General features: G+C 64.4%; 19 protein-coding genes and 1 tRNA gene. 5 read left to right on the top strand and 15 right to left on the bottom strand.

Annotated elements, in window-relative coordinates:
* Together ACN2C8_RS15185 and ACN2C8_RS15180 are read left to right on the top strand one after the other, a co-directional pair.
* A complete protein-coding gene (locus ACN2C8_RS15185) occupies nucleotides 1-1,503 on the top strand; it encodes a sensor histidine kinase (protein WP_419252862.1) in 1,503 nt (500 codons plus the stop codon).
* A 53-nt stretch (nucleotides 1,504-1,556) separates the two neighbouring features.
* The gene (locus tag ACN2C8_RS15180; protein WP_419252861.1) at nucleotides 1,557-1,700 is read left to right on the top strand and encodes a hypothetical protein; all 144 of its coding nucleotides are present in this window, start codon (nucleotides 1,557-1,559) and stop codon (nucleotides 1,698-1,700) included.
* 925 nt (nucleotides 1,701-2,625) lie between these two features.
* On the opposite strand, the gene ggt is transcribed toward ACN2C8_RS15180, so the two are convergent.
* A complete protein-coding gene (gene ggt / locus ACN2C8_RS15175) occupies nucleotides 2,626-4,359 on the bottom strand; it encodes a gamma-glutamyltransferase (protein WP_419252860.1) in 1,734 nt (577 codons plus the stop codon).
* Nucleotides 4,360-4,614: 255 nt separating this feature from the next.
* On the opposite strand from ggt, the gene ACN2C8_RS15170 reads away from it, so the two are divergent.
* A tRNA-Arg gene (locus ACN2C8_RS15170) sits at nucleotides 4,615-4,691 on the top strand.
* A gap of 86 nt (nucleotides 4,692-4,777) precedes the next feature.
* Here the strand turns inward: ACN2C8_RS15170 and ACN2C8_RS15165 are convergent.
* The 8 genes from ACN2C8_RS15165 to ACN2C8_RS15130 form a co-directional block, all read right to left on the bottom strand.
* Complete coding sequence (locus tag ACN2C8_RS15165; protein ID WP_419252859.1) at nucleotides 4,778-5,926, bottom strand: tyrosine-type recombinase/integrase; 1,149 nt, start codon at nucleotides 5,924-5,926, stop codon at nucleotides 4,778-4,780.
* Nucleotides 5,908-6,249 (bottom strand): hypothetical protein, encoded by a 342-nt coding sequence (locus ACN2C8_RS15160; RefSeq protein ID WP_419252858.1) that lies wholly within the window; start codon nucleotides 6,247-6,249, stop codon nucleotides 5,908-5,910. The genes ACN2C8_RS15165 and ACN2C8_RS15160 overlap by 19 nt, the downstream gene beginning before the upstream one ends.
* 43 nt (nucleotides 6,250-6,292) lie before the next feature.
* Nucleotides 6,293-6,427, bottom strand: a complete 135-nt coding sequence (locus tag ACN2C8_RS15155) for a hypothetical protein (RefSeq protein ID WP_419252857.1) — start codon at nucleotides 6,425-6,427, stop codon at nucleotides 6,293-6,295.
* A gap of 174 nt (nucleotides 6,428-6,601) precedes the next feature.
* Nucleotides 6,602-6,856: a hypothetical protein gene (locus ACN2C8_RS15150; RefSeq protein WP_419252856.1), complete on the bottom strand. Its 255-nt coding sequence runs from the start codon at nucleotides 6,854-6,856 to the stop codon at nucleotides 6,602-6,604.
* A 663-nt stretch (nucleotides 6,857-7,519) separates the two neighbouring features.
* Complete coding sequence (locus ACN2C8_RS15145; RefSeq protein WP_419252855.1) at nucleotides 7,520-7,678, bottom strand: hypothetical protein; 159 nt, start codon at nucleotides 7,676-7,678, stop codon at nucleotides 7,520-7,522.
* Nucleotides 7,679-8,625: 947 nt separating this feature from the next.
* The gene (locus ACN2C8_RS15140) at nucleotides 8,626-9,948 is read right to left on the bottom strand and encodes a serine hydrolase domain-containing protein (protein ID WP_419252854.1); all 1,323 of its coding nucleotides are present in this window, start codon (nucleotides 9,946-9,948) and stop codon (nucleotides 8,626-8,628) included.
* A 262-nt stretch (nucleotides 9,949-10,210) separates the two neighbouring features.
* Nucleotides 10,211-11,536: an MFS transporter gene (locus ACN2C8_RS15135; RefSeq protein WP_419252853.1), complete on the bottom strand. Its 1,326-nt coding sequence runs from the start codon at nucleotides 11,534-11,536 to the stop codon at nucleotides 10,211-10,213.
* Between the two features lie 86 nt (nucleotides 11,537-11,622).
* A complete protein-coding gene (locus tag ACN2C8_RS15130; protein WP_419252852.1) occupies nucleotides 11,623-12,141 on the bottom strand; it encodes a hypothetical protein in 519 nt (172 codons plus the stop codon).
* A gap of 158 nt (nucleotides 12,142-12,299) precedes the next feature.
* Between ACN2C8_RS15130 and ACN2C8_RS15125 the strand changes: the two genes are divergently transcribed.
* Nucleotides 12,300-13,187, top strand: a complete 888-nt coding sequence (locus tag ACN2C8_RS15125) for a LysR family transcriptional regulator (RefSeq protein WP_419252851.1) — start codon at nucleotides 12,300-12,302, stop codon at nucleotides 13,185-13,187.
* A gap of 179 nt (nucleotides 13,188-13,366) precedes the next feature.
* Here the strand turns inward: ACN2C8_RS15125 and ACN2C8_RS15120 are convergent, their stop codons facing one another.
* The 6 genes from ACN2C8_RS15120 to ACN2C8_RS15095 all read right to left on the bottom strand — a co-directional run bounded on the left by ACN2C8_RS15120 (nucleotide 13,367) and on the right by ACN2C8_RS15095 (nucleotide 19,453).
* A complete protein-coding gene (locus ACN2C8_RS15120; RefSeq protein WP_419252850.1) occupies nucleotides 13,367-14,263 on the bottom strand; it encodes a CPBP family intramembrane glutamic endopeptidase in 897 nt (298 codons plus the stop codon).
* 17 nt (nucleotides 14,264-14,280) lie between these two features.
* Nucleotides 14,281-14,664 (bottom strand): serine hydrolase, encoded by a 384-nt coding sequence (locus ACN2C8_RS15115; RefSeq protein WP_419252849.1) that lies wholly within the window; start codon nucleotides 14,662-14,664, stop codon nucleotides 14,281-14,283.
* Nucleotides 14,661-15,038, bottom strand: a complete 378-nt coding sequence (locus ACN2C8_RS15110; RefSeq protein WP_419252848.1) for a hypothetical protein — start codon at nucleotides 15,036-15,038, stop codon at nucleotides 14,661-14,663. The genes ACN2C8_RS15115 and ACN2C8_RS15110 overlap by 4 nt, the downstream gene beginning before the upstream one ends.
* A gap of 27 nt (nucleotides 15,039-15,065) precedes the next feature.
* Complete coding sequence (locus tag ACN2C8_RS15105) at nucleotides 15,066-15,728, bottom strand: DUF2306 domain-containing protein (protein WP_419252847.1); 663 nt, start codon at nucleotides 15,726-15,728, stop codon at nucleotides 15,066-15,068.
* A gap of 994 nt (nucleotides 15,729-16,722) precedes the next feature.
* Nucleotides 16,723-17,745 carry a zinc-dependent alcohol dehydrogenase family protein gene (locus tag ACN2C8_RS15100; RefSeq protein ID WP_419252846.1) on the bottom strand — a complete coding sequence of 341 codons (1,023 nt, stop codon included), beginning with the start codon at nucleotides 17,743-17,745 and terminating at the stop codon, nucleotides 16,723-16,725.
* 250 nt (nucleotides 17,746-17,995) lie between these two features.
* Entirely contained in the window at nucleotides 17,996-19,453 is a 1,458-nt protein-coding gene (locus ACN2C8_RS15095) for a lipase/acyltransferase domain-containing protein (protein WP_419252845.1), read from the bottom strand.
* Nucleotides 19,454-19,623: 170 nt separating this feature from the next.
* Here ACN2C8_RS15095 and fabF point away from each other — a divergent pair, with 170 nt between their 5' ends.
* On the top strand, nucleotides 19,624-20,991 hold the full coding sequence (gene fabF, locus ACN2C8_RS15090; RefSeq protein WP_419262200.1) for a beta-ketoacyl-ACP synthase II: 1,368 nt from the start codon (nucleotides 19,624-19,626) through the stop codon (nucleotides 20,989-20,991).
* Nucleotides 20,992-21,005 lie beyond the last annotated feature (14 nt).

The following is a 21,005-nucleotide window of genomic DNA, read 5'->3' as shown; positions in this document are numbered from 1 at the left end:
ATGACCGAGACGGTCTCGCCGCCGGAAATCCCGACCCCGCCCGCCGCGCGACGCTTCCCGTGGCCGCGCGGCCTGTCGGCGCGCCTGCTGCTGTTCACCGCCTTCGTCGTCACCCTGGCCGGCCTGATGATCCTTCCGCCCACCCTGGCGGCCTATGAGGAGCAGTGGCTGCTGGACCGCGTGCGGGCCGGCGAGCTGGCCTCGACCATCGCCGAGAACGATCCCGAACTGCGGGTCAGCGATTCGGTCGCCGGCCAGCTGTTCGACCAGGCCGGCGCCGTGACGGTGGCCGTGCAGGTCGACGGGGCCCGGCGCCTGGTGCTGCCGCCCAAGGTTCCGATGCAGACCCCCTATCTGGTCGATCTGCGCAGTCAGAACCCGGGCTCATGGCTGGCCGCCCCGTTCTTCACCCTGACCAGCCCGCCCGGCAGCATGGTCCGCGTCATGGCCGAGCCCCGGTTCCGCAAGGCTGAATTTGTCGAGGTGGTGCTGCCCGACGCCCCGCTGAAGGCCCAGCTCGTCGCCTATTTCTGGCGTCTGGCGGCGATCACGGTGTTCGTCGCCGGCCTGGCCGGCTTCTTCGTCTATCTGTTCCTCAACATCTTCCTGGTGCGCCCCATGCAGCGGATCACCCGCGCCATGGAGCAGTTCCGCGCCGACCCCAAGGATCCGGAAGCCCGCATCCTGGTCTCCAAGCGCCGCGACGAGATCGGCCGCGCCGAGCTGGAACTGGACCGCATGCAGACCGACCTGCTGACAGCGCTGGCGTCCAAGGCCCGGCTGGCGGCCCTGGGCGAGGCGGTGGCCAAGATCAATCACGACCTGCGCAACATGCTGACCAGCGCCCAGATGGCGTCGGACCGTCTGGCCGCCCTGGGCGATCCCAAGGTGGCCCAGGCCCTGCCGCGTCTCGAAAGGGCGCTGGACCGCGCCATCACCCTGGCTACCGACGTGATGACCTATGGCAAGTCCAAGGAGCCCGCCCCGGTGGCCCGGCCGACGCCCCTGCGCGCCGCCCTCGATAACGCCGCCGAGGACTCCGGTCTGGCGCCCGGCGGCGTCGCCCTGGAGACCGTCATCGACCCGCGCGAGCAGGTTCTGGCCGATCCCGACCAGCTGCATCGCATCCTGACCAACCTGCTGCGCAACGCCCGCGAGGCCATCGAGGGCGCGCCCGATCGCGGCCGCAAGGGCCGGGTGTTTGTCGAACTGCATCGCGGCGAGGGCCTGTCCATCCTGCGCCTCTCCGACGACGGCCCCGGCGTGCCGCAACGCGCCCAGAACAATCTCTTCCAGCCCTTCGTCGGCTCAGTGCGGCGCGGCGGCACCGGCCTTGGCCTGGCCATCGCCCGCGAGCTGGCCCAGGGCCACGGGGGAGACCTCGTGCTGGTCGAGACGGGGCCGGGGGGGTCTGTGTTCGATCTGAGCCTGGCGGGGGTTCCAGAGCCGCTGGCGGAGGCGGCTGTGGTGGCTTCGGCGCCGGGTGATGGGGCTGAGGGCTAGGTCCTGCCGATGGCTTGGGACGCGTAAGCAGACCGATTGAAGGTCTGTTTGGGGTGGTGAGCGGACGTTGCTCCCTCTCCCATAGGGAGAGGGTTGGGGTGAGGGGTTACGGCGTTCGACGGAGTGCCGGCACCCCGTCAAGCCTCGTAACCCCTCACCCTCCCACCGCTTCGCGGCGGGCCCCTCCCTCTCCCTAAAGGAGAGGGATTTAGGTCAGCAATGGGTCGAGAGCACCCTTTACCTTCCCTCCCGAAAGCGGACGCCCCGCGTCCCGCTCATCCTTAAATCTCCTGGAGGCTGCAGCGTGCTGGTCTGGAAAGGTCAGTCAAGGACCGCCTCCGGCGGCCGCTTCGCGGCGACGCGGAGCGTCGTTCTTGAGTGACCTTTCCAGACCAGCGATCGTCTCGCCGTGAGATTTAAGGATGGCTCCCTTCGGCGCGAAGGGCGGCGGCGCGCTACCAAGTCCTCCCCCTGAAGGGGGAGGCGGCCGGAGGCCGGTGGGGGAAGACCGCAAGGAGTCAGCAGCACTTCCCCCTCCGTCGACTTCGTCGACCCCTCCCCCTTCAGGGGGAGGACTTGTGGGGATAGACCGCGCTCAATCCCCGTACTTTCCCGAACAAACTCCAACCCGATCAACTGCTTGTAAAAAAGATGATCGCGCCTATCAGACGCGCCGAAACCTCCCGCATAATCAATCTCACCTGACAGCACGGGAAGGGCGCACGTACGGCGACCGTTGCGGCTGTCAGGGGTGGTCGAGCGGGCAGCGCTCTTCGGGGGTCTTCAGTGACCGCCTTGGCGACAGATCTGGACGGGTTCCCTGAAACATCGGGACGAAAACCCAGGCGGCGAAGGTTCGAGGCGCGCAACAGGCGTGGGCTGAAATCGCCCATGCGGTCTGGACGGGGTCGCTATCCCCTCCACCCGTCGGGGGCCTAACGTCGGAAGCGGGTTAAAACCCCGCGCCCCGAGGGCTCACCGGATAATGGCTGCGCGGAGCGTCTGTCTTCGTCGAAACGGTATTCACTACTCCCTCATCCGGGCGAGGCCCGGGCGCTCCGCGACCCTTCCCATGCCTTCAGCGGCCCACCGCGTGAAGCGGCGCAGCCGTGTCGGTCGCCCTTACAGCCCCCGCGCCACGCCCTCGCGACGCGGATCGGCGCCGCCTTCCAGAACCCCGCCTGGCCGGATGATGACGCCATGCAGCCCCGAGGTTTCGTTCTGGCCCGCCTTGACCGTCACGCCGCGTGCATTGAGCGCCGCCACCATCTCGGGGCCGAACAGCTCGGCCTCGCCCGAGAAGTTTTCGCCGCGCGCGACGATATTGGGCAGGGCGATGGCCTCCTGCATCGACAGGCCCCAGTAGAACAGTCCGACCATGGCCTTGAGATTATAGGACAGGATGGCGTTGCCGCCCGGCGAGCCCACGGCGGCCAGGAACTTGCCCTTGTCGTCCAGCACGATCAGCGGCGCCATCGACGAGCGCGGACGCTTGCCGGCCGCCACGGCGTTGGCCGCCGGGGCGCCGTCCTTCTCGACCGGCGAGAACGAGAAATCGGTCAGCTGGTTGTTGAGGAAGAAGCCGCCGACCATCCGGCCCGAGCCGAAGATGCTTTCGACCGTGGTGGTCATCGACACCACATTGCCGGCCGGGTCCATGACCACGAAATGGGTGGTGCCGGCCGGCTCCTGGGTGGCGTCGGGGCCGACCACGGGCGCGCCCTTGGGCAGGCCAAATCTCGGCGCGGCGCCGGCCACGTCGGTGATCAGCTTGGCGCGCTGGGCGACATAGGCCGGGTCCAGCAGGCCCTCGACGGGCACCTTCACGAAGGACGGATCGCCCACATAGCGGTCGCGGTCGGCGTACATGACCCGCTCGGCCTGCGCCAACAGGGCCCAGGCGGCCGGGTCCTTGGGGCCCAGCTTGCCGATATCGGTGTGCTCCAGCATCATCAGCGCCTGCAGCACCGCAAGGCCGCTCGACGAGGGGTTGGGCACGCAGACCGAATAGACCTTCCACGGCCGGCACAGGGCGGGCCCCGAGCGCGGGCGATAGGTCTTGATGTCCGACAGGGTCATGCCGCCGGGCAGGGCGCCTTCCTGCAGCTTGTCGACGATCGCCTGGGCGATGGGGCCTTCATAGAGGGCGCTGGGGCCCTCGGCCGCCAGGCGCCGCAGGGTGGCCGCATAGGCCGGGTTCTTGAGGGTGTCGCCGGCCTGGTAGCGCTGACCGTCGGGCTTGGTGAAATAGACCTTCACGTCCGGCATGGTGTTTTGCGGTACGCGCGGGCTGTTGACCATGCCGGCCATCCGCGGGCTGACCACGAAGCCGTCGGTCGCCAGGGTCTCGGCGTCCTTGAACAGCGTGTTCCACTTGGCGGTCCCGTGGTCCTTCTGGGCCTGGGCCAGCATGGCCACTGCGCCGGGCACGCCGGTCGAGCGGCCCGACAGCAGGGCGGTCACGAAGGGCAGCGGCTTGCCGTCGGCGCCCATGAACATGTCGGGGCCGGCGCCGCTGGGGGCCTTTTCGCGGCCGTCATAGGCCGTCACCTTGCCCGTCTTGGCGTCGTAATAGTTCAGGAAGGCGCCGCCGCCCAGGCCCGAGCTCTGCGGCTCGACCAGGCTCAGCACCGCCTGGATCGCCACGCCCGCATCGACCGCGCTACCGCCGTCGCGCAGCACCCGCAGGCCCGCTTCGGTGGCCAGCGGATTGGCTGCGGCGACGAAGCCGCGCGGCGTGGCGGCGGCCGGCGAGGCCGAGGCGACGGGCGCTGGCGCCGCGGACGGCATCGATCCGCCGGGCATCTGGGCGCAGGCGGAAAGGGCGAGCAGGGAGACGAGAACGAAGCGACGCATGCGGACAGGTTCCGTGGGGAAGAACGGCGACGGCGGAGCCGCTGCCGGCAAGGTCTCCATGGACAACAAACCATCGCGCCTGTCACGTCCCGGCCGTGCTTCCGGTCCGCGAAAACCCATTCCGGACGCTGGCCGTGCGCGGGGCGCCCATCGGCGGGGCGACGCCCGGCGAAAACTTTTCTCGCTAACGGCCAAACGCCGCTTGCGCCCCGCAATGGGACGGGCTATTTCCCCCGCCTCGCCGAAAGGCAATGCGCGCCCGTAGCTCAGCTGGATAGAGCATCAGACTACGAATCTGAGGGTCGGACGTTCGAATCGTTCCGGGCGCGCCATTTTCTTTCAATGACTTAGCGAGGCCCTGCGTTGATGCGCAGGGGTGTTGTTACAGTCGGGTTACAGGTTTTGTTACAGCCTGCGTTCACCCGCCGTTCGCGGCGTTCTTTGCCGCCTGCCTAGCCCGAATGCTCACAACCTTGTCAACGCGGTCCTGACCGGCGTCTGCCATCCGCCTGCGGTCTGCCTGACGGCGGTAAATCTTCGCGGCCCGATCGGTGGCATGCTCGAGCTGGCTCATGATTTCCGCATCCGATGCGCCAGCTTGGGCCAACTCCACGCCTCGGGAATGGCGAAGGCCATGGATCGTTAGGTTGGCACGGGCCTTTTCGACCTTCACCAACATGTCCACGATGCGGTCCATGGCCTGATTGAGCTGGCGTGGCTTCCAAGCCTCGCCTCGGGCGTTGTAGGCGATTGTCAGGGCGCGGTTGGGCGTCCGCGCCAGGATGGCGCTTAGGCGTGGGTCTTCGCGCTTATCGGCCAGCACCTTGCGCTTTTCGGTGATCCAATAGAGCCGACCGTGCGGGCGGCCCGCTTCATCGAAGCCCGTTGTTCGGGCGTTCAAGGGAATGGTGCAGATCGTGCCACGCCGAAACCCGCCATAGCGGCCCAAGGCGATGGCGCGCGCGAGACCGGGCTTTTTACGCTGAAGCGCCAAGTCGATCGCCGCCTGAACCTCATGGTCCTCCCACATCGGATGGGCTTCCCCGGCGTCGTGGGGGCGCCTAACGCGTTTGACCCGATTAAAGGGGTCACCCTTGATGCGGCAGTCGTCGTCATCGTCGATCGCTGGCGCCAGCGCGTTCTTCAGGACCTGGAAGCGATTGTTCGCGGCGCGATGGCCGCGCACGGCCCAGGCGTTGCGCATCTCGATCACCCAGGTGCGGGTGACTTCAGACAGCAGCACTTCGCCGCAATCCTCGATCAGCTCATCGATGTAGTCCTGATACCCGGCCTGTGTTGACTGGGCGATGGCCCGAAACTCAGCCGAACGGTTGTACGCCTTCAATAGCGCGCCAACTGTCCCGGCCACGGGGGCCTTTGACGCTGCGGCTGACTTGGCCAAGCGCCCAAGGATGGCTTCGACTTCGGCCAACAATTCCGGCGTGCCGTCTGACGATTTTAGCGGGCCTTCGTGATGCGGTCCCTTGCGGAAGTAGAGGTCCACCCGGCCATTCGCCCGCTTGATCCGCTGAACGTTAGGAACCTTGATCAGGCCGTCTTCCGCCATCGTGTCGCTCCTTCGGAAGCGCGCGCCCGGGCCTTCTCGACCGCGGACATGCGACGATCTTCGACGGCTTCGGGCGCAACGGCTTCAACCGTGGACGCATCCTGACGCCTCGACGGTCCTCTAATCAAGCGCGGAGGTAGTCCTTCGGCCCATTGATCAATCTGCCGGCGATTGTAACGCAGCAGGTTGGCGCCCAGATCGACAGGCCGAACCGGGCAGATCTTGGCCAGGGTCCGTTCGTCCATGCCGCCCAGATAGTCGCAGAGCTGATCCAGGGTCAGCAGCAGCGGCCATGCGGCGATGGGGTGGGCGCCGGCGGCCATGATCAGGACTGGCCGGCCCTTGGCGTCGAAGTCCGGGTCATGGTCAGCCCTCGGCTATGGCGCGGAATCCGGCGGCGGCAATTACGGCCGGCACGATTGCCAAGATCAGGACGGGTTGCTGATCGCCGGCAAGCTTCCAGGGCGCAGGCGCGCCGGTGTGGGCCAGTGAAGGCGCCAAGGCGGCAACCTGGACCAGATCGCAGCTAGCGGTGCTCAGGCGCAAAGGCGGTGGGGCGGCCGATGACTGTTCGCGTCTCGGTCAGCAGCCGGGGAGGGCGATGGCTGTGTTGGCAGGCCTCTCGTTCACCCAATCCGGGCCGGCCGCCGCCGGCACTGCCCGCCGGCCAGCGAATCAGGCATGGGGTTCGCATCCAAAGCGGCTCGGGCATAGCCACCGAAGGTCGTCGGAGTGTCCACGCCGCGACCTCGTCACCATCGTCGTCCCCTTGATCGACAGATCCAATTTGGCGGCGTCGATCATCCGCTTGCCCGGCTGCTCCGGATCGTCGGCAAAGACCAGCAGGCCCCGTTTCTTCCAGTTGCTGACCGCGAATGTCACCGCCCCATGCCAGGCTGCGAACTCCGCCGGCTTCACAACCAAGGTCATAAGTTCACCGAATTCAAAATGATTTGGCGGCCCGAACTAACGCGACCCCGCGCTCAGCCCTACCGCATAGGGGGCTACCCCCTGGAAGGGACCCGCTGGGGGCTAAGTCGACGACCAGGCATGGAAAACCCGCCGCGATCGGGTGACCGGGCGGGTGGAAGGCGCAACTTCAAGCGCAGGTTGTTTATGGACTTAACCGTCCCGATGCGCAAGTTCCCTTTTGACCGGTATGACCGAGGCCCCGGCGGGCTGGGCAAGCGACCTGCCCACCAGCGCGGCAGCGGCTGGTTTTGCCCTCTCTTGGCTAGCGCTCTTGTTTCTTTTCTTTTCGGCTATCCTACTCACAACAAACACTCACCCAAACACCCACACCCAAACACAACACACACACCTCAAACACGACACACGCCGCACACACAGACGGACAGACGTACGCACGTCTGCGCCCATACGCCCGCGCACGCGCGCCTCATGGGGACGAACCCCATTCTATCGTCTGTAATGTCCGCATCGTCCTTCGGTCCTTATAAATCAGCGACTTAGAGGGTGGACGATGGACGGGGAGACGGACGCACAGCCATCCGCCGTGATGCGCGCGAGGTCTGAAACCGCGCGCCAGATCGTCCATCTTTCCGTGATCATCTGGGGGCCAGGTCATTGCGGCTACCGCGTGCCATCGTTCGGGAACGGGTATTCCCCCTTCAGGCGCTCACCGCGCCCGGTCACGAGGCCATTGCCATCCTTGGGTCCCAGCAAGGTCTGCAGATCGCCCAAAGTCGCCCCAAAGGCCTTCTGGTTCACCGGCTTGTCGTGTCCCTGCATCTCCGTCCAATCCTTGGCGTAGGCTAGCAGCAGTGACGCCCTAGTTTCGTCGTTACAGCTCGGGCGCTTGCGCCCGGTTGGGTTCAGGCTAGCGCGGAAAAACTGTCGTCTGGAAGAGACCGTAAAGGTTGAATTAATCGACAGTCAAGTCAACCCAGGAAGGATCTTTGGTGATTGGCTGGACGGATAGGCCTTATCTGCATCGAGGGCTAGATTAGGCGTTTGGCACGGCGTCGCCCCGTTTGTAGGGCTTGCCTGAGATTGGATCGGGCCGAAATTGACGTGGCCGCCCATGGCAATCTTTGACTCTTCTCGGACCTTGGCAAGGTCCCCTTAGTGGCGCAGCCTTGCATTATCTGCAGCAAGTAGGTTTTGTCACGATGGGCGCAGCTTGTGCTAGGTTGAGGGCACCATGACGAGTAGCAATCCAAAAGTTTCAGTCTTGGTGCTCACTGCGGGGCTTTCCGTGGTAGCGGGTGTAGGGTTCGGGTGCGCTCTCCTGCGGTACTCGCCAGATTTTATGGAGCGCGGTCCTGGCAGCAGCTCGCATTCAGCTGCTCTCCTCTTCATAACAGTCGCCGCACCGCTTATTGGCGGCTTGATTGGCTACGTGAGGCAACGTCGCGGATAGAGGCTACGTGGCCCGCATGCCGGGCCCGAAACGATCGCAGTGCTGATCGATAATGGGCCGCAATTCGAAGTAGTGCCGACGTCCGTTCGCGGCGTCGAGCTCCTGGCGAGTCGGCTTCAAAGAAGGTCAGGAAGAAGGCGGCGTTGCCATTGCGCCGCGGCTAAAGGTCCAGAGCCTGGAACGGTGCCAACGTCCGCTGCTGGCGCGCAACCGCCCTAAGTCCGCGACTTCAACATGGTGTCGCCGCTTCAATCGAAGGTCTTCTTACGGGCAGCGAGCCAGAGTCCGGTAATGGCGCATCCCGGCTGCATTTCTATCACTTGGAATCCTTCGCTTGGTCGCCGGGAGGCCCTTGATAGCCTGGTCCATAAACAGCTTCTCGAAGGTCGTGGTGCAGCGTGCCGTCGAAGGGAAACGTCTGAACAAAGAAGACGACGGTCATGTGATTGGCAGGGTCCACCCAGAAGAGTGTGCTGTCGCGCCCGTCCCAGAAGAATTCACCGACCGCGCCGCGATTTTCCTCGGGCGTCTGGGGCGGACTTTGGCGCACCGCGAAGTCCAGGCCGAATCCGACTGAGCCCTTGCCGGGCAACCACCAACGATCGGTGATCCGAGGGTCCAACTGATTGGTGGCCATCAGGCGGACCGTCGATGGCGCAAGGATGCGCACACCGTCCAGCGTGCCGCCAGCCAGGAGCATGCGGGAAAAGCGGGCATAATCATCGATGGATGCGACCAGGCCGGCCCCGCCCATGGTCAAGCGGCGGGCGGGGTCGAAGTTCAGACTGCGTGTCTCTGCGTCGCTTTGTCGAGCCAGCTTGCCATCAGCCCCCTTGTTGTAGGTCGCTGCGAGCTCTTGGAAGGCTTCTTGCGGCTGGGTCCAGCCGGTTTGTTTCATGCCCAGAGGATTGAGGATGTGGGTCCTCACATAATCCTCGAAGGGCTGGCCGGAGAGCTTTTCGACGAGCAGGGCCTGAACATCGACTGCGGCGCTGTAGCTCCATTGATCTCCGGGATCGAACATGAGGGGCACGCTCGCCAGGCGACGTCCAAATTCCGAAAGGTCGTTGGCGTTGTTCAGGGGATCCGCTGCCTTGAAGGCCGCGTCCGCCATGGTCTCGCGCATGCCGTAAGAGAAACCCGCCGTGTGGCGCATGATGTCGCGGATCAGGATGGGCCGCGAAGGCGCGCGCAGGCCACCACGACTGTCGATCACCTTCACCTCCGCAAACTCCGGCAGATAGCGCGCGAGCGGATCGTCCAGGCCAAACCGGCCTTGTTCCCAAAGCTGCATCAGGGCCACACCGGTGACCGGCTTGGTCATGGAGAAGATCTGAACCAGTGTGTCGCGACCCATGGGCCTGCCTTGCTCGCGATCGGCCATGCCCGCGGCGCCAAAATAGCGCTCCTGGTCATCCTGCCAGACAAGCGCCGTGACGCCGACGGCGCGCCCGCTTTCGACCATGGCCGCGAGTGCCGCGTCTATGCGGGCCTTGTCGATCCTGACGGGCTCCACAGGAGGGCCAGCGGGCGGGTGGGCCCATGCGTCGCGGGGCGCAGCGGCGAGCGCCAGGGAAGTCATCATGATCAATGCGATCAAACGTTTCGCCATGTCGAAGCTGGCGCGACCTGCGGACATCGAATTTCCCCCTGCGACACGGTTGCCGCTTGATCGAGGCAGATGATCACGCGCGCGGAGCATGCGGAAGGAATGAGTGCGGTCGACCGTCCCGGTTTGTCGGCAACGGGGTCAGCCTCCGCCTTTGGAACATGCAGTTGGAGGTCCGGGCTCTGGAGATGAGACAAGGTCCGGTTCTGGCGCAAGTGCGACCCTTGGGGGAAATTGGGCGCTAGCCGCGCCCAAGCGGCGCATAGTGTAGATTAAGACAAGTGCACTATCGCTAGCCGGTACGGGTCGAGCCTCCACTTCCGGGGGATCTGAGCAGGCTCACCAGGCCCGAGGCAAGCGCTAGAACCGCCCCGATCCCGAGCCCGATCCTCGGTGCCGTTGCCAAGGGGGTAATGCTAAAGAGCAGGGTTACGAGCACCGCCCCGGCAGTCTGCCCGCTCAGACGGGCAGTGCCCTGCATTCCGCCCGCAGCGCCACTCCGTTCCGGCGGCGCAGCCAGGAACATGTTGCGGTTGTTGGGGACCTGGAAGAGCCCGAAGCCGACGCCGCAGACCGCCGACAGGGCGATGAGCGGATAGGGGCTGCCGTGCAGAGGCCACAAGGCCATAGCCGCCAGGCCCATGGCGAGGAGCCCGCCGCCAACGGTGCAAAGCAAGGCCGTGGATACGCGATCGGAAAGACGGCCCGAAATCGCCGCAGTGACAGCCACGCTCAGCGGCCATGGGGACATGTAAAGCCCGACCATCAGCGGCGACTGATGGAGGCCGTGCTGCAGGTAGAAAGGCAAGGCAACCAGGGCCGCAGCGGTCGCCGTGAAGCAGCACATCGAGGCGATGACCGAGAGCCGAAAAGAACGACTGCCCAGCAGATCCAGCGGTATGAGGGGCGAGGCTTTCGAGGCCTCGCGGCGCACGAGGGCGGTGAGGGTGAAAGCTGCTGCGCCCATGAGCAGGACTGCCAACTCCGGCGACTTCGGCAAGAGCTCCGCGCCGATGACCAAAAGCCCGAACGTGGCTCCATTCAACGCCATGCTGGGCAGGTCGAGGCGGGTCGCCATACCTGGGAGTCCGGGCAGGGCAAGGGAGGCCAGCAACGCCATCCCGCCGATCGGAAGGTTGACAAGGAAAAGCCACGGCCAATCGCAATGCCCGATGATCAGGGCGCCAAGTGTCGGCGCCGCCGCTGACGAGAGCGCGACGGTGAGCGCGTTCCAGCCGATCGCAGCGCCCAACTCGCTGGGCGCAACCGAAAACCGGAGAAGCGCCACGCCCAGCGCCATGACGGCAGCGCCACCGAGTCCCTGGAGAAAGCGCGCGGCGACCAGCCACGGCAGTGAGGGGGAGATGGCGCATAGAACGGAGCTGGTGACGAAGATCACGACGCCGACCTGAAACACCCGGCGATTGCCGAACCGCTCGCCAAGCGCCGCGCAAGGCAGCAGCGCCATGACCAGGGCGGTCTGGTAGGCGGTGATGACCAACACCACATGCGCCGGCGTCGTCGCCAGAGCGCGCATCATCGATGGCAGGGCGACGTTGGCCATGCCCGCATCCAGGACGACCAAGCTCATGGCCGCCAGTACGGCGGTGATCGCCAAGGCGCGTTGCGGTTGGGGTAGACCCGCAGAAGGCGCGTGCCGCGCCACCGCTGTCTTAGCGCCCCGACCGGCGTCGGGAGCGGCGGTCATTCCGACCCCACGGTCCAGACGCCATTGCGCTGATGATAGCGCGTGACCCGGTGCTCTTGCCGGTCCTCGACCCGCAAATCCCGCTCGGTGAACCGAAACAGCAGGGCGGTGTCGCTTATGCAGCGCGTGTCGTGAATGTCGCCGGGCAGGTAGACCTGCACCTGGCCGGTGCGGACCAGGGTGCTGTTGCGCTTCACCAGCCTGACCGCGCCATCCGCGTCCTCGATCCGGGCATAGGCGCCCATCTCGATCTCCCCGTCCTGCATGGCATAGATCACCCAGCCCCGGCCATGGTCGTGAGGTGGCCGGTACAGGCCTGCATTTTCCGTGTGGGCCAGTAGGACGAAGCCGTGGTCGGGGTCGCGGTAAAGTTCCTCGTTGACGGGCCTGTCCCTGTGGAGGGCGGCCAGCCAGGGTTCTGCCGCAGGTGTTTGGACAAGGCGCTCCAGCAGACTTTGGCATTGAGCAACAAGCTCGCTGGAGAGCGGCCCCCAGGCCGCGTTGAGGCTTCTCATGCAGGTCTGGAGTGAGTTGCTCGGCATTGGCTTGCCCCTTGCTGGGTGATGGTCCCGAAGGGTAGCGACAAGCCATAGGCGGCGGAACGCGCAGCATTTGCATTCAAATGATGCGTCAGACGCTCTGTATTTTCGCCGGGCTATGATAGGCTCGAGGCGTGTCATCCCCCGATCTCAACCTGCTGATCACTCTGGACGCGCTGCTTGCCGAGGGCAGCGTCGTGGGCGCCGCAAAGCGGCTGAGGCTAAGCCCGTCCGCAATGAGCCGGGCGCTAACCCGCCTTCGAGAGACGACGGGCGACCCACTCCTCGTCCGCGCAGGACGCGGCCTGGTGCCCACACCGCGTGCGCAGGCGCTTCGCGATCGCGTGCACCAGCTGGTCGAGGAGGTCGAGGCGGTTCTGCGTCCGGATGAATCCCTCGATCTGACGGCTCTCGTACGAACCTTCACGCTCCGGACGAGCGATGGCTTTGTCGAAAACTTCGGGGCCGCGCTGATCGCGAAGGCGCGCGCTGAAGCTCCAGGCGTCCGCCTCAACTTTCTGCAGAAGCCGGACAAGGATAGTGCGCCCTTGCGGGATGGTCGGGTCGACCTTGAAACGGGTGTCGTTGAGGAGTCGCTCGGCCCCGAGGTGCGCACGCAGGCGCTGTTCCGGGACCGACTTGTCGGCGTCGTCCGCAAAGGCCACCCGATCGATCTAAAAGGCGTCACCCAGTCCTGGTATTTTGACGCCGAGCATGTGGTCGTCTCCCGAAGCGGGCTTGAGACAGGCGCGGTCGACCTGCCCTTTCTGCCTGCAAATCTGCAAAGGAGGGTCGGCAGCATTGTCAGCGGATTTTCGGCCGCCTTAGCCCTCGCCAGGGCCTCGGATCTCGTCGCTACAGTGCCCGAGAGGCACACCGCAAACCTCCGCGATGGAATGGTCAGCTTGTCGCTTCCGATGCCCGCCACCGAGTTCAGTGTCTCGATGCTATGGCACCCACGAATGGACGCCGATCCGGCCCACAGATGGTTGCGGACATGTGTCCGCGAGATCTGCGCCTAGTGATTGTCGGCGGGAAATTGGGCAACTCGCGGAGCACTCGCCTGCGGGCCCGCTGAGGGGCCAGGGCGACCCTCACAGGCGCCCTTACCGCCTTGGTCAATCGTCGCGCACCGCCGGCTGGATGACAATTCGCCAAGGTTTGCAGCACCGGCCGTAGCCGATCTCGACGGCTAACACACTCAGGTTCGCCGCAAGCCGAGGTTTCCACGCCGCCACGCAAACCAAAGCGCGCTCGCGCCGAGGGCGGTGCAGAGGACGACTGCAGGAAGCGACGCCTCCGGACCAAAGGAGCCGCCGGTCAGCCAGTCGGGTAAGCCGCTGCGCGGCACGCTTCGCGCTAGCGCGCCTCCGAAATCACCTCCGGAAACGGCGGCGCCAAAGATATAGCCTTGGGTGAAATTCCAGGCTGCATGAAACCCGATAGAGACCCACAGGCGACCTGTAAGGGCATAGAAGGCGGCCAGCATGATCCCCGCCTCAAGGGCGATAGACACGGTCGTGAAGACGGTCGCACCGGGATTGGGAATGTGACCGGCTCCGAACAGAACAGCGGAAAGGGCGAGTGCCGCCCATGGGCCAAACGCGCGCCAAGCCAACCGCAGAATGATGGCCCGAACCAGCACCTCTTCAAAGACAGCCGATTCAATCGCTAAACCGGCGCCTCGCCAGGCCGAGGCAGGACCGGTGAATTGAAAGTCGTAGAGGTGGAGGCCAATCAAAATCGCCATCACTGCCGAGAAAGTGGCTGCACCCAAAACCGCGCCGGCTAGAAGGCCGAGCGGCGCAGGTTTGAGGGCAAGTTCGCTGGGCGTCCGGTCTTCGCCAAGACGGACCAGCAGTGCGTAGGTCGCCAGGATAAGCAGCGCGCCAAGAAGGTGGCCAAGCCACTGCCACGCCGGGTCCTTCGGCAGTCTGTGCAGAAGAAACTCGAAGCTGGGGCCGAACACCAGGGCGACTGCGAGAACCAGGGCGAGCATCCACCCCATCGATCGCAGCCAACGCAGGCCGCCAGGGTGGAGCGCCCGTCGATCCCCGAGTTCTACAGGAATAAAGGCGGCAAGAGCTTTATCGACCATGTTTGGACCAGTTCAATCTAGCTGGCCGGCGCCTTGAGGTAGGCGGCAGCGAAGTTTGTGGCGATCGTGTCGGGTGCGGTGTTTGTCTGATTGGTGAGCACAGCCACTGCCAGATTTTCAGCCGGATAATAGTCGAGCTCGCCGACGAAGCCGTCGATGCCGCCCGAGTGAAAATACCGGGTGTGACCGACGGTCTTGCCGATGACCTTGCTAAAGCCGTAGCCGCTGCCCCAGTCGGTGAACATGGCTGACAGGGAGGCAGCCTTGATCAGCTTGCCGCTCTGCAAGGCCTCTTCCCATGTCGCGAGGTCGCCCACGGTCGAATAGAGCGAACCAGCTGCGTGGGGCAGGCTACGAACACCAAACCCTGTTTGGGAGGGCGGCTGCGACGGCGCTGTCATTTCGGAGACAGGGTCCGGATCGCTAGCGCCCGACCTTTGCGGGGCGCTGAAACGTGCAGGACCGCAGCGGCGACCTTGAGCGCGGTGCTGGGCTCCTGGACGGGTTCAAGGATGACGGCGTCGGCGCCGAGCTTGGCCGCCTCTTTTCGCATGGACTCAAACATTGCTTTTTCGCTGGTCCACAGCGAGTCGCCGCTGGCGTGGAGAAGGGCCACCTCCGAATAGGGACGCAACACCTGGTCGGCGGTGCGATAGAAGGTCACCGAGGCCGGGGCGACCGCCGACAGCGTCTGCGGTGCGCCGAGCAGGGTGGAATTGGTCGATACGCATCCGGCCAGGGTGGCGGCGACGGCGAGAGCAATAAGAATTCGCATTTTGGGGAGGCCCTCCTGGGCCATGGTCTAGGTTTGACTTGAGACTGGGTTGAGCTTCGATGCAGTTAGGCGTCGAGCGAGGATCCACTCGGCCAAGGCGAGGTTGATCACCCAGCCGGCGCCCATCGTCGCGGCCCTCGACATTTCGTGGGTCGGACCAATCAGCAAGAGCCAGACGGCGGTCGTAAACACCTGCGTTCCGGCGCCCATGCCAATGGCGTAGCCACGTAGCATCCAGGCGCCGTGTTCGGCGAAGGCGCGTCGCCTGATCGCTACCAGCCCGCACAGCAGCGACACTGCCATGGCCGAGCCGAAGACGAGGCGCAGCACGAACAGCGCCGGGCCATCGTCGGCGCCCGGGGGGTAGTAGAGGGTCATCCACAGACCTGTGGAGGCCGCGATGAGGCCGGTGGGTGCGAGCACGCGTCCTGCGGCTCGGTGCCAGTTAGGCCAGCGCCGCCGGAGGCTAGGGGTGAACATGAAGGCGCCAAGACACCCAAAGACGACGATGCTGAGGATGTGGAGCGCTAGGGGAACCGGCATGGACGCAAACCGGCCGCTGTCTGGGCGGATAACGCCGCCGGCAAGCCACGTCAGGCGGGCGACGCCGACGATGATAGGAACGGCGGACAGCGCCAGCAGCAAAACAGGCAGGAGCCAGTTGACCTTGGGTGCGATAACTCGGGCCATGTCAGAGCCCGTTCGCGGGCAAGGTGCTGAGCTTGATGATGATGCAGGACCGGTTGCGTTGCGCTGCCGCCGTGACTGTCGGAGACACTCTCCAGGCCGCATTGATGTTTCTCATGCCGGTCAAGAGTGAGTTGCTCGGCATCGGCTTGCCCCTTGTCCGGTGATGATCCCGAAGGGTAGCGACAAGCCATAGACGGCGGAACGCGCAGCATTTGCATTGAAATGATGCGTCAAACGCTCTCTATTCTCGCCTGGCTATTTCATGCCCAAGGCGTGTCATCCTCCGATCTCGACCGGCTGATCACTCTGGACGCGCTGCTTGCCGAGGGCGGTGGGTACTTGAAGACAAATCCACTTTGTTGGGAATGGAGTGTGGCTACGGCCATGTGCTCAACGACATGCGCCGAGAGATGGTCGTGCGCTATGTTCGCAACGACGCCTTGGTCCTGCCCAGGGTCGCCGAAGTGCTAGGTTATTCCCGGCAAAGCTCCTTCAACCGCTGGCTCGCGAACGAGTTTGGCACAGCGCCAACCCACGGGCGGAAAAGCAATTAACTGTAGCTGAAGTCTCATCACCCAACAGAAGGCCGGTCACTCGCCAGCGACTGTGCCTCCAAGGCAGCCGGCAATCACCACTCTGACCGCCGTTAAAAAACGAACCTTCCCGATGTCGCCGAGGAGTCATCCGAGTGCGTTGGCAACTTGGGCAATGAAAGCCCGCAATGAGCCGCACAGAGCCTTTTGCACATACGCGTGAAGGTCCGGAATCGGGAGGGGTGCCAAGGTCTGGTTATGGCGCAAAGCCGCACCAAGTTTAGGCGAGACGATCCGGCTGGGCCTCAGTTTCGGCTTGGAAGAAGGCCTTTTCTTCCGGGGTCAGGCTAGGGTCACCATACAGCTCTAGCTCGAACCCGAAGATCTCGAGGACGACCGTCCTCCTGACCCTTCCCTCGTCGGACAACAGCCACGGGTTTCGTCGCACAGTTTCGAAGTCGCTAGGAGTGGTCCTGAATATTGATGACCACCTTGCCGAAGTGGTCAGAACGTCTCAGGGCCTCATAGGCTTCGGCCGCTCCGCTCCATTTGAAAGTCTTGGACACGCGTGGGGTGATCGCGTGGGCTTCGACGAAGGCCATGAGCCGTTCGAAGTGTTCGACCGACCCGACGCAGATGCCGTTGATCCGGCCATTTTTGAACTGCAGTGGTGTAATGTCCGGCTTGGAACCGAAGCCCGTGAGGACTCCGATCTGTGAGATCGTTCCCCCGAATGCGAGGCAGTTGATCGAACGATTGTAGGTGTCCGGGCCGCCCAGTTCGAGGATGTGATCGGCGCCGCGTCCATCCGTCAGGTCAAGAACAGCCTGATCCCAGTCAGGCGCCGTCTTGTAGTTCACGCCCGCCCAGGCTCCCATGGACTTTGCGATGGCGAGCTTTGCGTCAGACGAAGATGTTACGATAACCTTCGCGCCTGCGGCGTGCGCCAGTTGGAGCGCAATGATGGAAACGCCGCCGGTCCCTTGAACAAGGATGGTGTGGTCGGGCCCTACCTGATCACGCTCAAACAGCGCATGCCACGCGGTCACACCCGCGCAGGGCAGGGTGGCTGCTTCGGCAAACGACAGACGGTCCGGGATCCGCACGAACGCATCTTCATGCGCCACGAACAGGCTTTGCAGCACGCCGTCCGTGTTCGAGCCGCCGAGAGCCTCCGCCAGATGTTCGGGCCGGAAAGGGCCAGAGCGCCATTTTGGGAAGAAGGCCGGACTAACGCGATCACCCGGTCGCCAACGGCTAACGCCTGAGCCAACCTCAATCACCTCACCGGCGCCGTCAGAGAGCGGAACCAGGCCTTGTCTGGTTCCCTCCAGATCACCTCTGCAGAGCAGATCGCGATAGTTCAGGCTCGCCGCCATCATGCGCACGACTACGTGCCGATTACCGAGTGGGCCGGGCGCCGGCTGTTGGCCGAGAACCAGTGCGAGCTCGTCTGAGCCGGATTGGAGAGTGTACTGGTCCATCGAGGAACTCCGCTGCTTGCACGCCGCCCCTTCCGGCAGCTGATGCCTGGGCGGGGTCAGGAGAACCTAGTGTGCTCGGTGGCCGACGACCGTTTCGATTAGTGAAATACACTGTCTCACGGGCCGGTGGCCGGTGGCCGGTGGCCGGGGAGGCTGTTGCGGCGAGGCGGCAGCCTCTCTATTGACGTCTGTGTCCGTCGCTTCAGTGATCCGAAGGGTGCTCGTCAATACCTGACCAGCGTCACGCCGACTAAATCGAATAGCGGACACTGTTTTCGCCACGCTGTTCTTCGAGAAGCCAGAACAGCAGGTTGTCCGAAAACAGATCGGTTCGGGTCAGTCCCAGATGGTCCTGCTCGGTGAACAACACGCTGCGAAAGCGTAGCGGAGACTGGATCCGCGGTGTCCAGGTGGAGGGCGTTCGGTGGTCGAGCAGGGCGCTGGACCGGGTGACCGCGCCATCGCCGGGCGCAGAGCTGACCACGGTTAGGCGCTTGCGTTGTGCGTCATATCGATAACGCTCTGGCGTGGGCACGGCATCGCCGGCGACCAGGAAGGGTTCGAAGCCGATCGGTGCTAACTGGGCACTGTCGAGCGCCGTGTGGAACTTCTGGGCCCGTGTAAGACTCACCTCCAGATGGTCAAGGGCCAGATGCCGACGACGATCTGGATCTGAAACTTCTGGAAGTAAGCGTTCGAGCACCGGAGCTTGGTCCGGATCTGCGATGCCCCAGCCCCGGTCAATCCAAGTCTTTGCTTCAAAAAGACGCTGGCCGTCGACCCCCTCAATAGCGGGCGACCAGGGTCGTGGAAGCAACTGGTAGACCGAAGGGAATGAACCCAGGACCGAGGGAGGATATCTGGGAGCAACAGGGCGTCCGAAGTCCTGGCCCTCGAGCAGAAGCCGCATCGTTTCGCCGCTGCCTCCATTGGGGGGCGCGACCAGAATTGCGCGATCAACATAGGCCGCGCCGGCCCAGTCCAAAGTTGGACCCGCTCCGAGTGTATCCAGCGGCTGGCCGCCATAGCGCATGAAGTATCGGAACATAACCGCCCCCATCGAGTGGGCGACGACGTCAAAGCGGATTGACTCCGGCGCGACGTCGTAACCGTGATATTCTCGATAGCCGTCCGCGACGACTAGCCGCCTTTCATCCATGAATTGCTTTAGGGCCAACGCTGTTTCGGCGTTGTCGCGTCGCCAGTCATAAGGAAACTGGAAGCAGCTGATGTGACCCGGGCCATAGTCGAGGCCCTTGGGGTGCAGGGTTTCATCGCGGTAGCCAGCCGCGCCGAGTGTGGACAGTATCTGGGCGTACTGCCGAAGTTGAAATGGCACACCCAAGAGTCTTACGCGGACGCGATCCAGCACGGCGTCTGGACGCAAGTCGGCCAAGTCCGGGCCTAACGATTGACGGTGGAATGGAAAGGCCAACCTGCTGACGTTGGCCTTGTCTGACGAGTTGGGGGAGATGCCATCGAATGCCCCCCAGACGGTCTCTCCCGACGCGCCATCGACCAGGCGTGTGCCGAGAATTCCGGGAATGACGATGACCGGGTTCTGATCAGGAAAGTGCTCCTGAGCGGCTCGGTTGTAGAGAATTTTCAGACGATCACTGCCGGCGCGCGCCGTCGCAGGCAAGGCGGCAAGTCCGGCGATAGCCGTTGCGGACGCAAAAAATTGTCGACGCGAGTGGAGCATGGGCATTCTTTGTCTCGCGGCTTTGAGGATCCAAGACGGCTTGGACTGCTAGGCGGGTGGGTCGGGCTTCGCTCCAGTCAACCCAGCATTCGGGCGGTGCTGATCGTCGAACTGCACAATCGGCGTCTGAACGCGCCGTCGCAAGCGCGCCTCTGCGGAAGACTGAATTGCCATGAGTGGTGGTTCTCAAGTCAGGTCTGCTGCGCCCAAATCCAGGCTTAGCCCCACGTTCCTATTGGAGCGGTCACGCCCGATCGCGGGTCAGTAACGGAATAGCTATCATGCGCCGCATTGTTGTCACGGGCCTTGGTTTGGTCACCCCCCTGGGGGTCGGTGTCGAAACGGTCTGGCAGCGCCTGCTTGCCGGAGAGTCTGGCCTGCGGCGTCTTGCACCTGAGGTGGCTCCCGACATTGCTGCCCAGGTCGTGGCGCCGGTACCCGAGGGGCAAGGCTTTGGAGAGTTCAACCTGGAAAAGGTCGTCTCATCCAAGGACCAGAAGAAAATGGATCGCTTCATCCCGTTCGCGCTTGCGGCGGCGGAGGAGGCCCTCGCTCAGGCGGGTTGGTCGCCTCAGGACGAGGCGGGCCGTCAGAGCACAGCAACGATTGTTGGATCAGGTATTGGCGGGTTCCCCGCCCTGGCCCAGGCGGTGCGGACCACCGACGCCCGTGGGGCGCGCCGGCTTTCACCGTTCACGGTACCTTCGTTTCTGGCTAACCTGGCCGCCGGCTGGGTCAGCATCCGCCACGGTTTCACCGGCCCCATTGGCGCGCCGGTGACCGCCTGCGCGGCAGGCGTGCAGGCGATCGGTGATGCTGCCCGCCTTATCCGGAATTACGAAGCCGACATCGCCGTTTGCGGCGGAACCGAAGCGGCGATCCACCATGTCAGCCTGGGTGGCTTTGCTGCCTCTAGGGCCCTGTCGAGCGCCTATAACGACACGCCTGAACACGCCTCCCGGCCCTTCGATGCCGACCGCGACGGCTTTGTGATGGGCGAAGGCGCGGGCATTCTGGTGATTGAAGCGCTGGACCATGCGCTGGCGCGCGGGGCCCAGCCGCTCGCAGAGCTTGTCGGATATGGCACCAGCGCTGACGCCTATCATCTTACCGCAGGGCCCGCAGACGGGGCGGGCGCCCAACGAGCCATGATGGCCGCCTTGAAGCAGGCCGGGGTTTCCGCCAGCCAGGTGGGTCACATCAACGCTCATGCAACCTCGACGCCGGTCGGTGATGCCGGCGAGCTGGCAGCCATTCGGGCCATTTTCGGCGTCGAGGGCGGCCCAGCCATCAGCGCGACAAAGGCCTCGACGGGACATCTGTTGGGCGGCGCCGGGGGTATGGAGGCCGCCTTCACTGTCCTTGCCCTTTCCAGAGGTGTTTTGCCGCCGACCCTGAACCTGAAGTCTCGAGACCCGTTGGCCGAAGGTCTTGATATCGTCACCACGGCTCGCGAGGCGCAGGTCGACCTGGCCTTGTCGAACGGGTTCGGCTTTGGCGGGGTCAATGCCAGTCTGCTCTTCCGTCGCTGGACGGGGGCTTAGGCGCAAAGCATCAG

It is taken from the genome of Caulobacter sp. ErkDOM-C, assembly GCF_048541825.1.
Taxonomy (GTDB): Bacteria; Pseudomonadota; Alphaproteobacteria; order Caulobacterales; family Caulobacteraceae; genus Caulobacter.
The sequence above is the reverse complement of the archived record's forward strand: the minus strand, read 5'-3'. Positions and strand labels throughout refer to the sequence as shown.

What these genes read in the sequence shown, in the direction of transcription:
- ACN2C8_RS15185 (WP_419252862.1), top strand. Translation starts at nt 1, where the DNA reads ATGACCGAGACGGTCTCGCCGCCGGAAATCCCGACCCCGCCCGCCGCG.
- ggt (WP_419252860.1), bottom strand. Translation starts at nt 4,359, where the DNA reads ATGCGTCGCTTCGTTCTCGTCTCCCTGCTCGCCCTTTCCGCCTGCGCC.
- ACN2C8_RS15165 (WP_419252859.1), bottom strand. Translation starts at nt 5,926, where the DNA reads ATGGCGGAAGACGGCCTGATCAAGGTTCCTAACGTTCAGCGGATCAAG.
- ACN2C8_RS15160 (WP_419252858.1), bottom strand. Translation starts at nt 6,249, where the DNA reads ATGGCCGCCGGCGCCCACCCCATCGCCGCATGGCCGCTGCTGCTGACC.
- ACN2C8_RS15150 (WP_419252856.1), bottom strand. Translation starts at nt 6,856, where the DNA reads ATGACCTTGGTTGTGAAGCCGGCGGAGTTCGCAGCCTGGCATGGGGCG.
- ACN2C8_RS15145 (WP_419252855.1), bottom strand. Translation starts at nt 7,678, where the DNA reads ATGCAGGGACACGACAAGCCGGTGAACCAGAAGGCCTTTGGGGCGACT.
- ACN2C8_RS15140 (WP_419252854.1), bottom strand. Translation starts at nt 9,948, where the DNA reads ATGTCCGCAGGTCGCGCCAGCTTCGACATGGCGAAACGTTTGATCGCA.
- ACN2C8_RS15130 (WP_419252852.1), bottom strand. Translation starts at nt 12,141, where the DNA reads ATGAGAAGCCTCAACGCGGCCTGGGGGCCGCTCTCCAGCGAGCTTGTT.
- ACN2C8_RS15120 (WP_419252850.1), bottom strand. Translation starts at nt 14,263, where the DNA reads ATGGTCGATAAAGCTCTTGCCGCCTTTATTCCTGTAGAACTCGGGGAT.
- ACN2C8_RS15115 (WP_419252849.1), bottom strand. Translation starts at nt 14,664, where the DNA reads ATGACAGCGCCGTCGCAGCCGCCCTCCCAAACAGGGTTTGGTGTTCGT.
- ACN2C8_RS15110 (WP_419252848.1), bottom strand. Translation starts at nt 15,038, where the DNA reads ATGCGAATTCTTATTGCTCTCGCCGTCGCCGCCACCCTGGCCGGATGC.
- ACN2C8_RS15105 (WP_419252847.1), bottom strand. Translation starts at nt 15,728, where the DNA reads ATGGCCCGAGTTATCGCACCCAAGGTCAACTGGCTCCTGCCTGTTTTG.
- ACN2C8_RS15100 (WP_419252846.1), bottom strand. Translation starts at nt 17,745, where the DNA reads ATGGACCAGTACACTCTCCAATCCGGCTCAGACGAGCTCGCACTGGTT.
- ACN2C8_RS15095 (WP_419252845.1), bottom strand. Translation starts at nt 19,453, where the DNA reads ATGCCCATGCTCCACTCGCGTCGACAATTTTTTGCGTCCGCAACGGCT.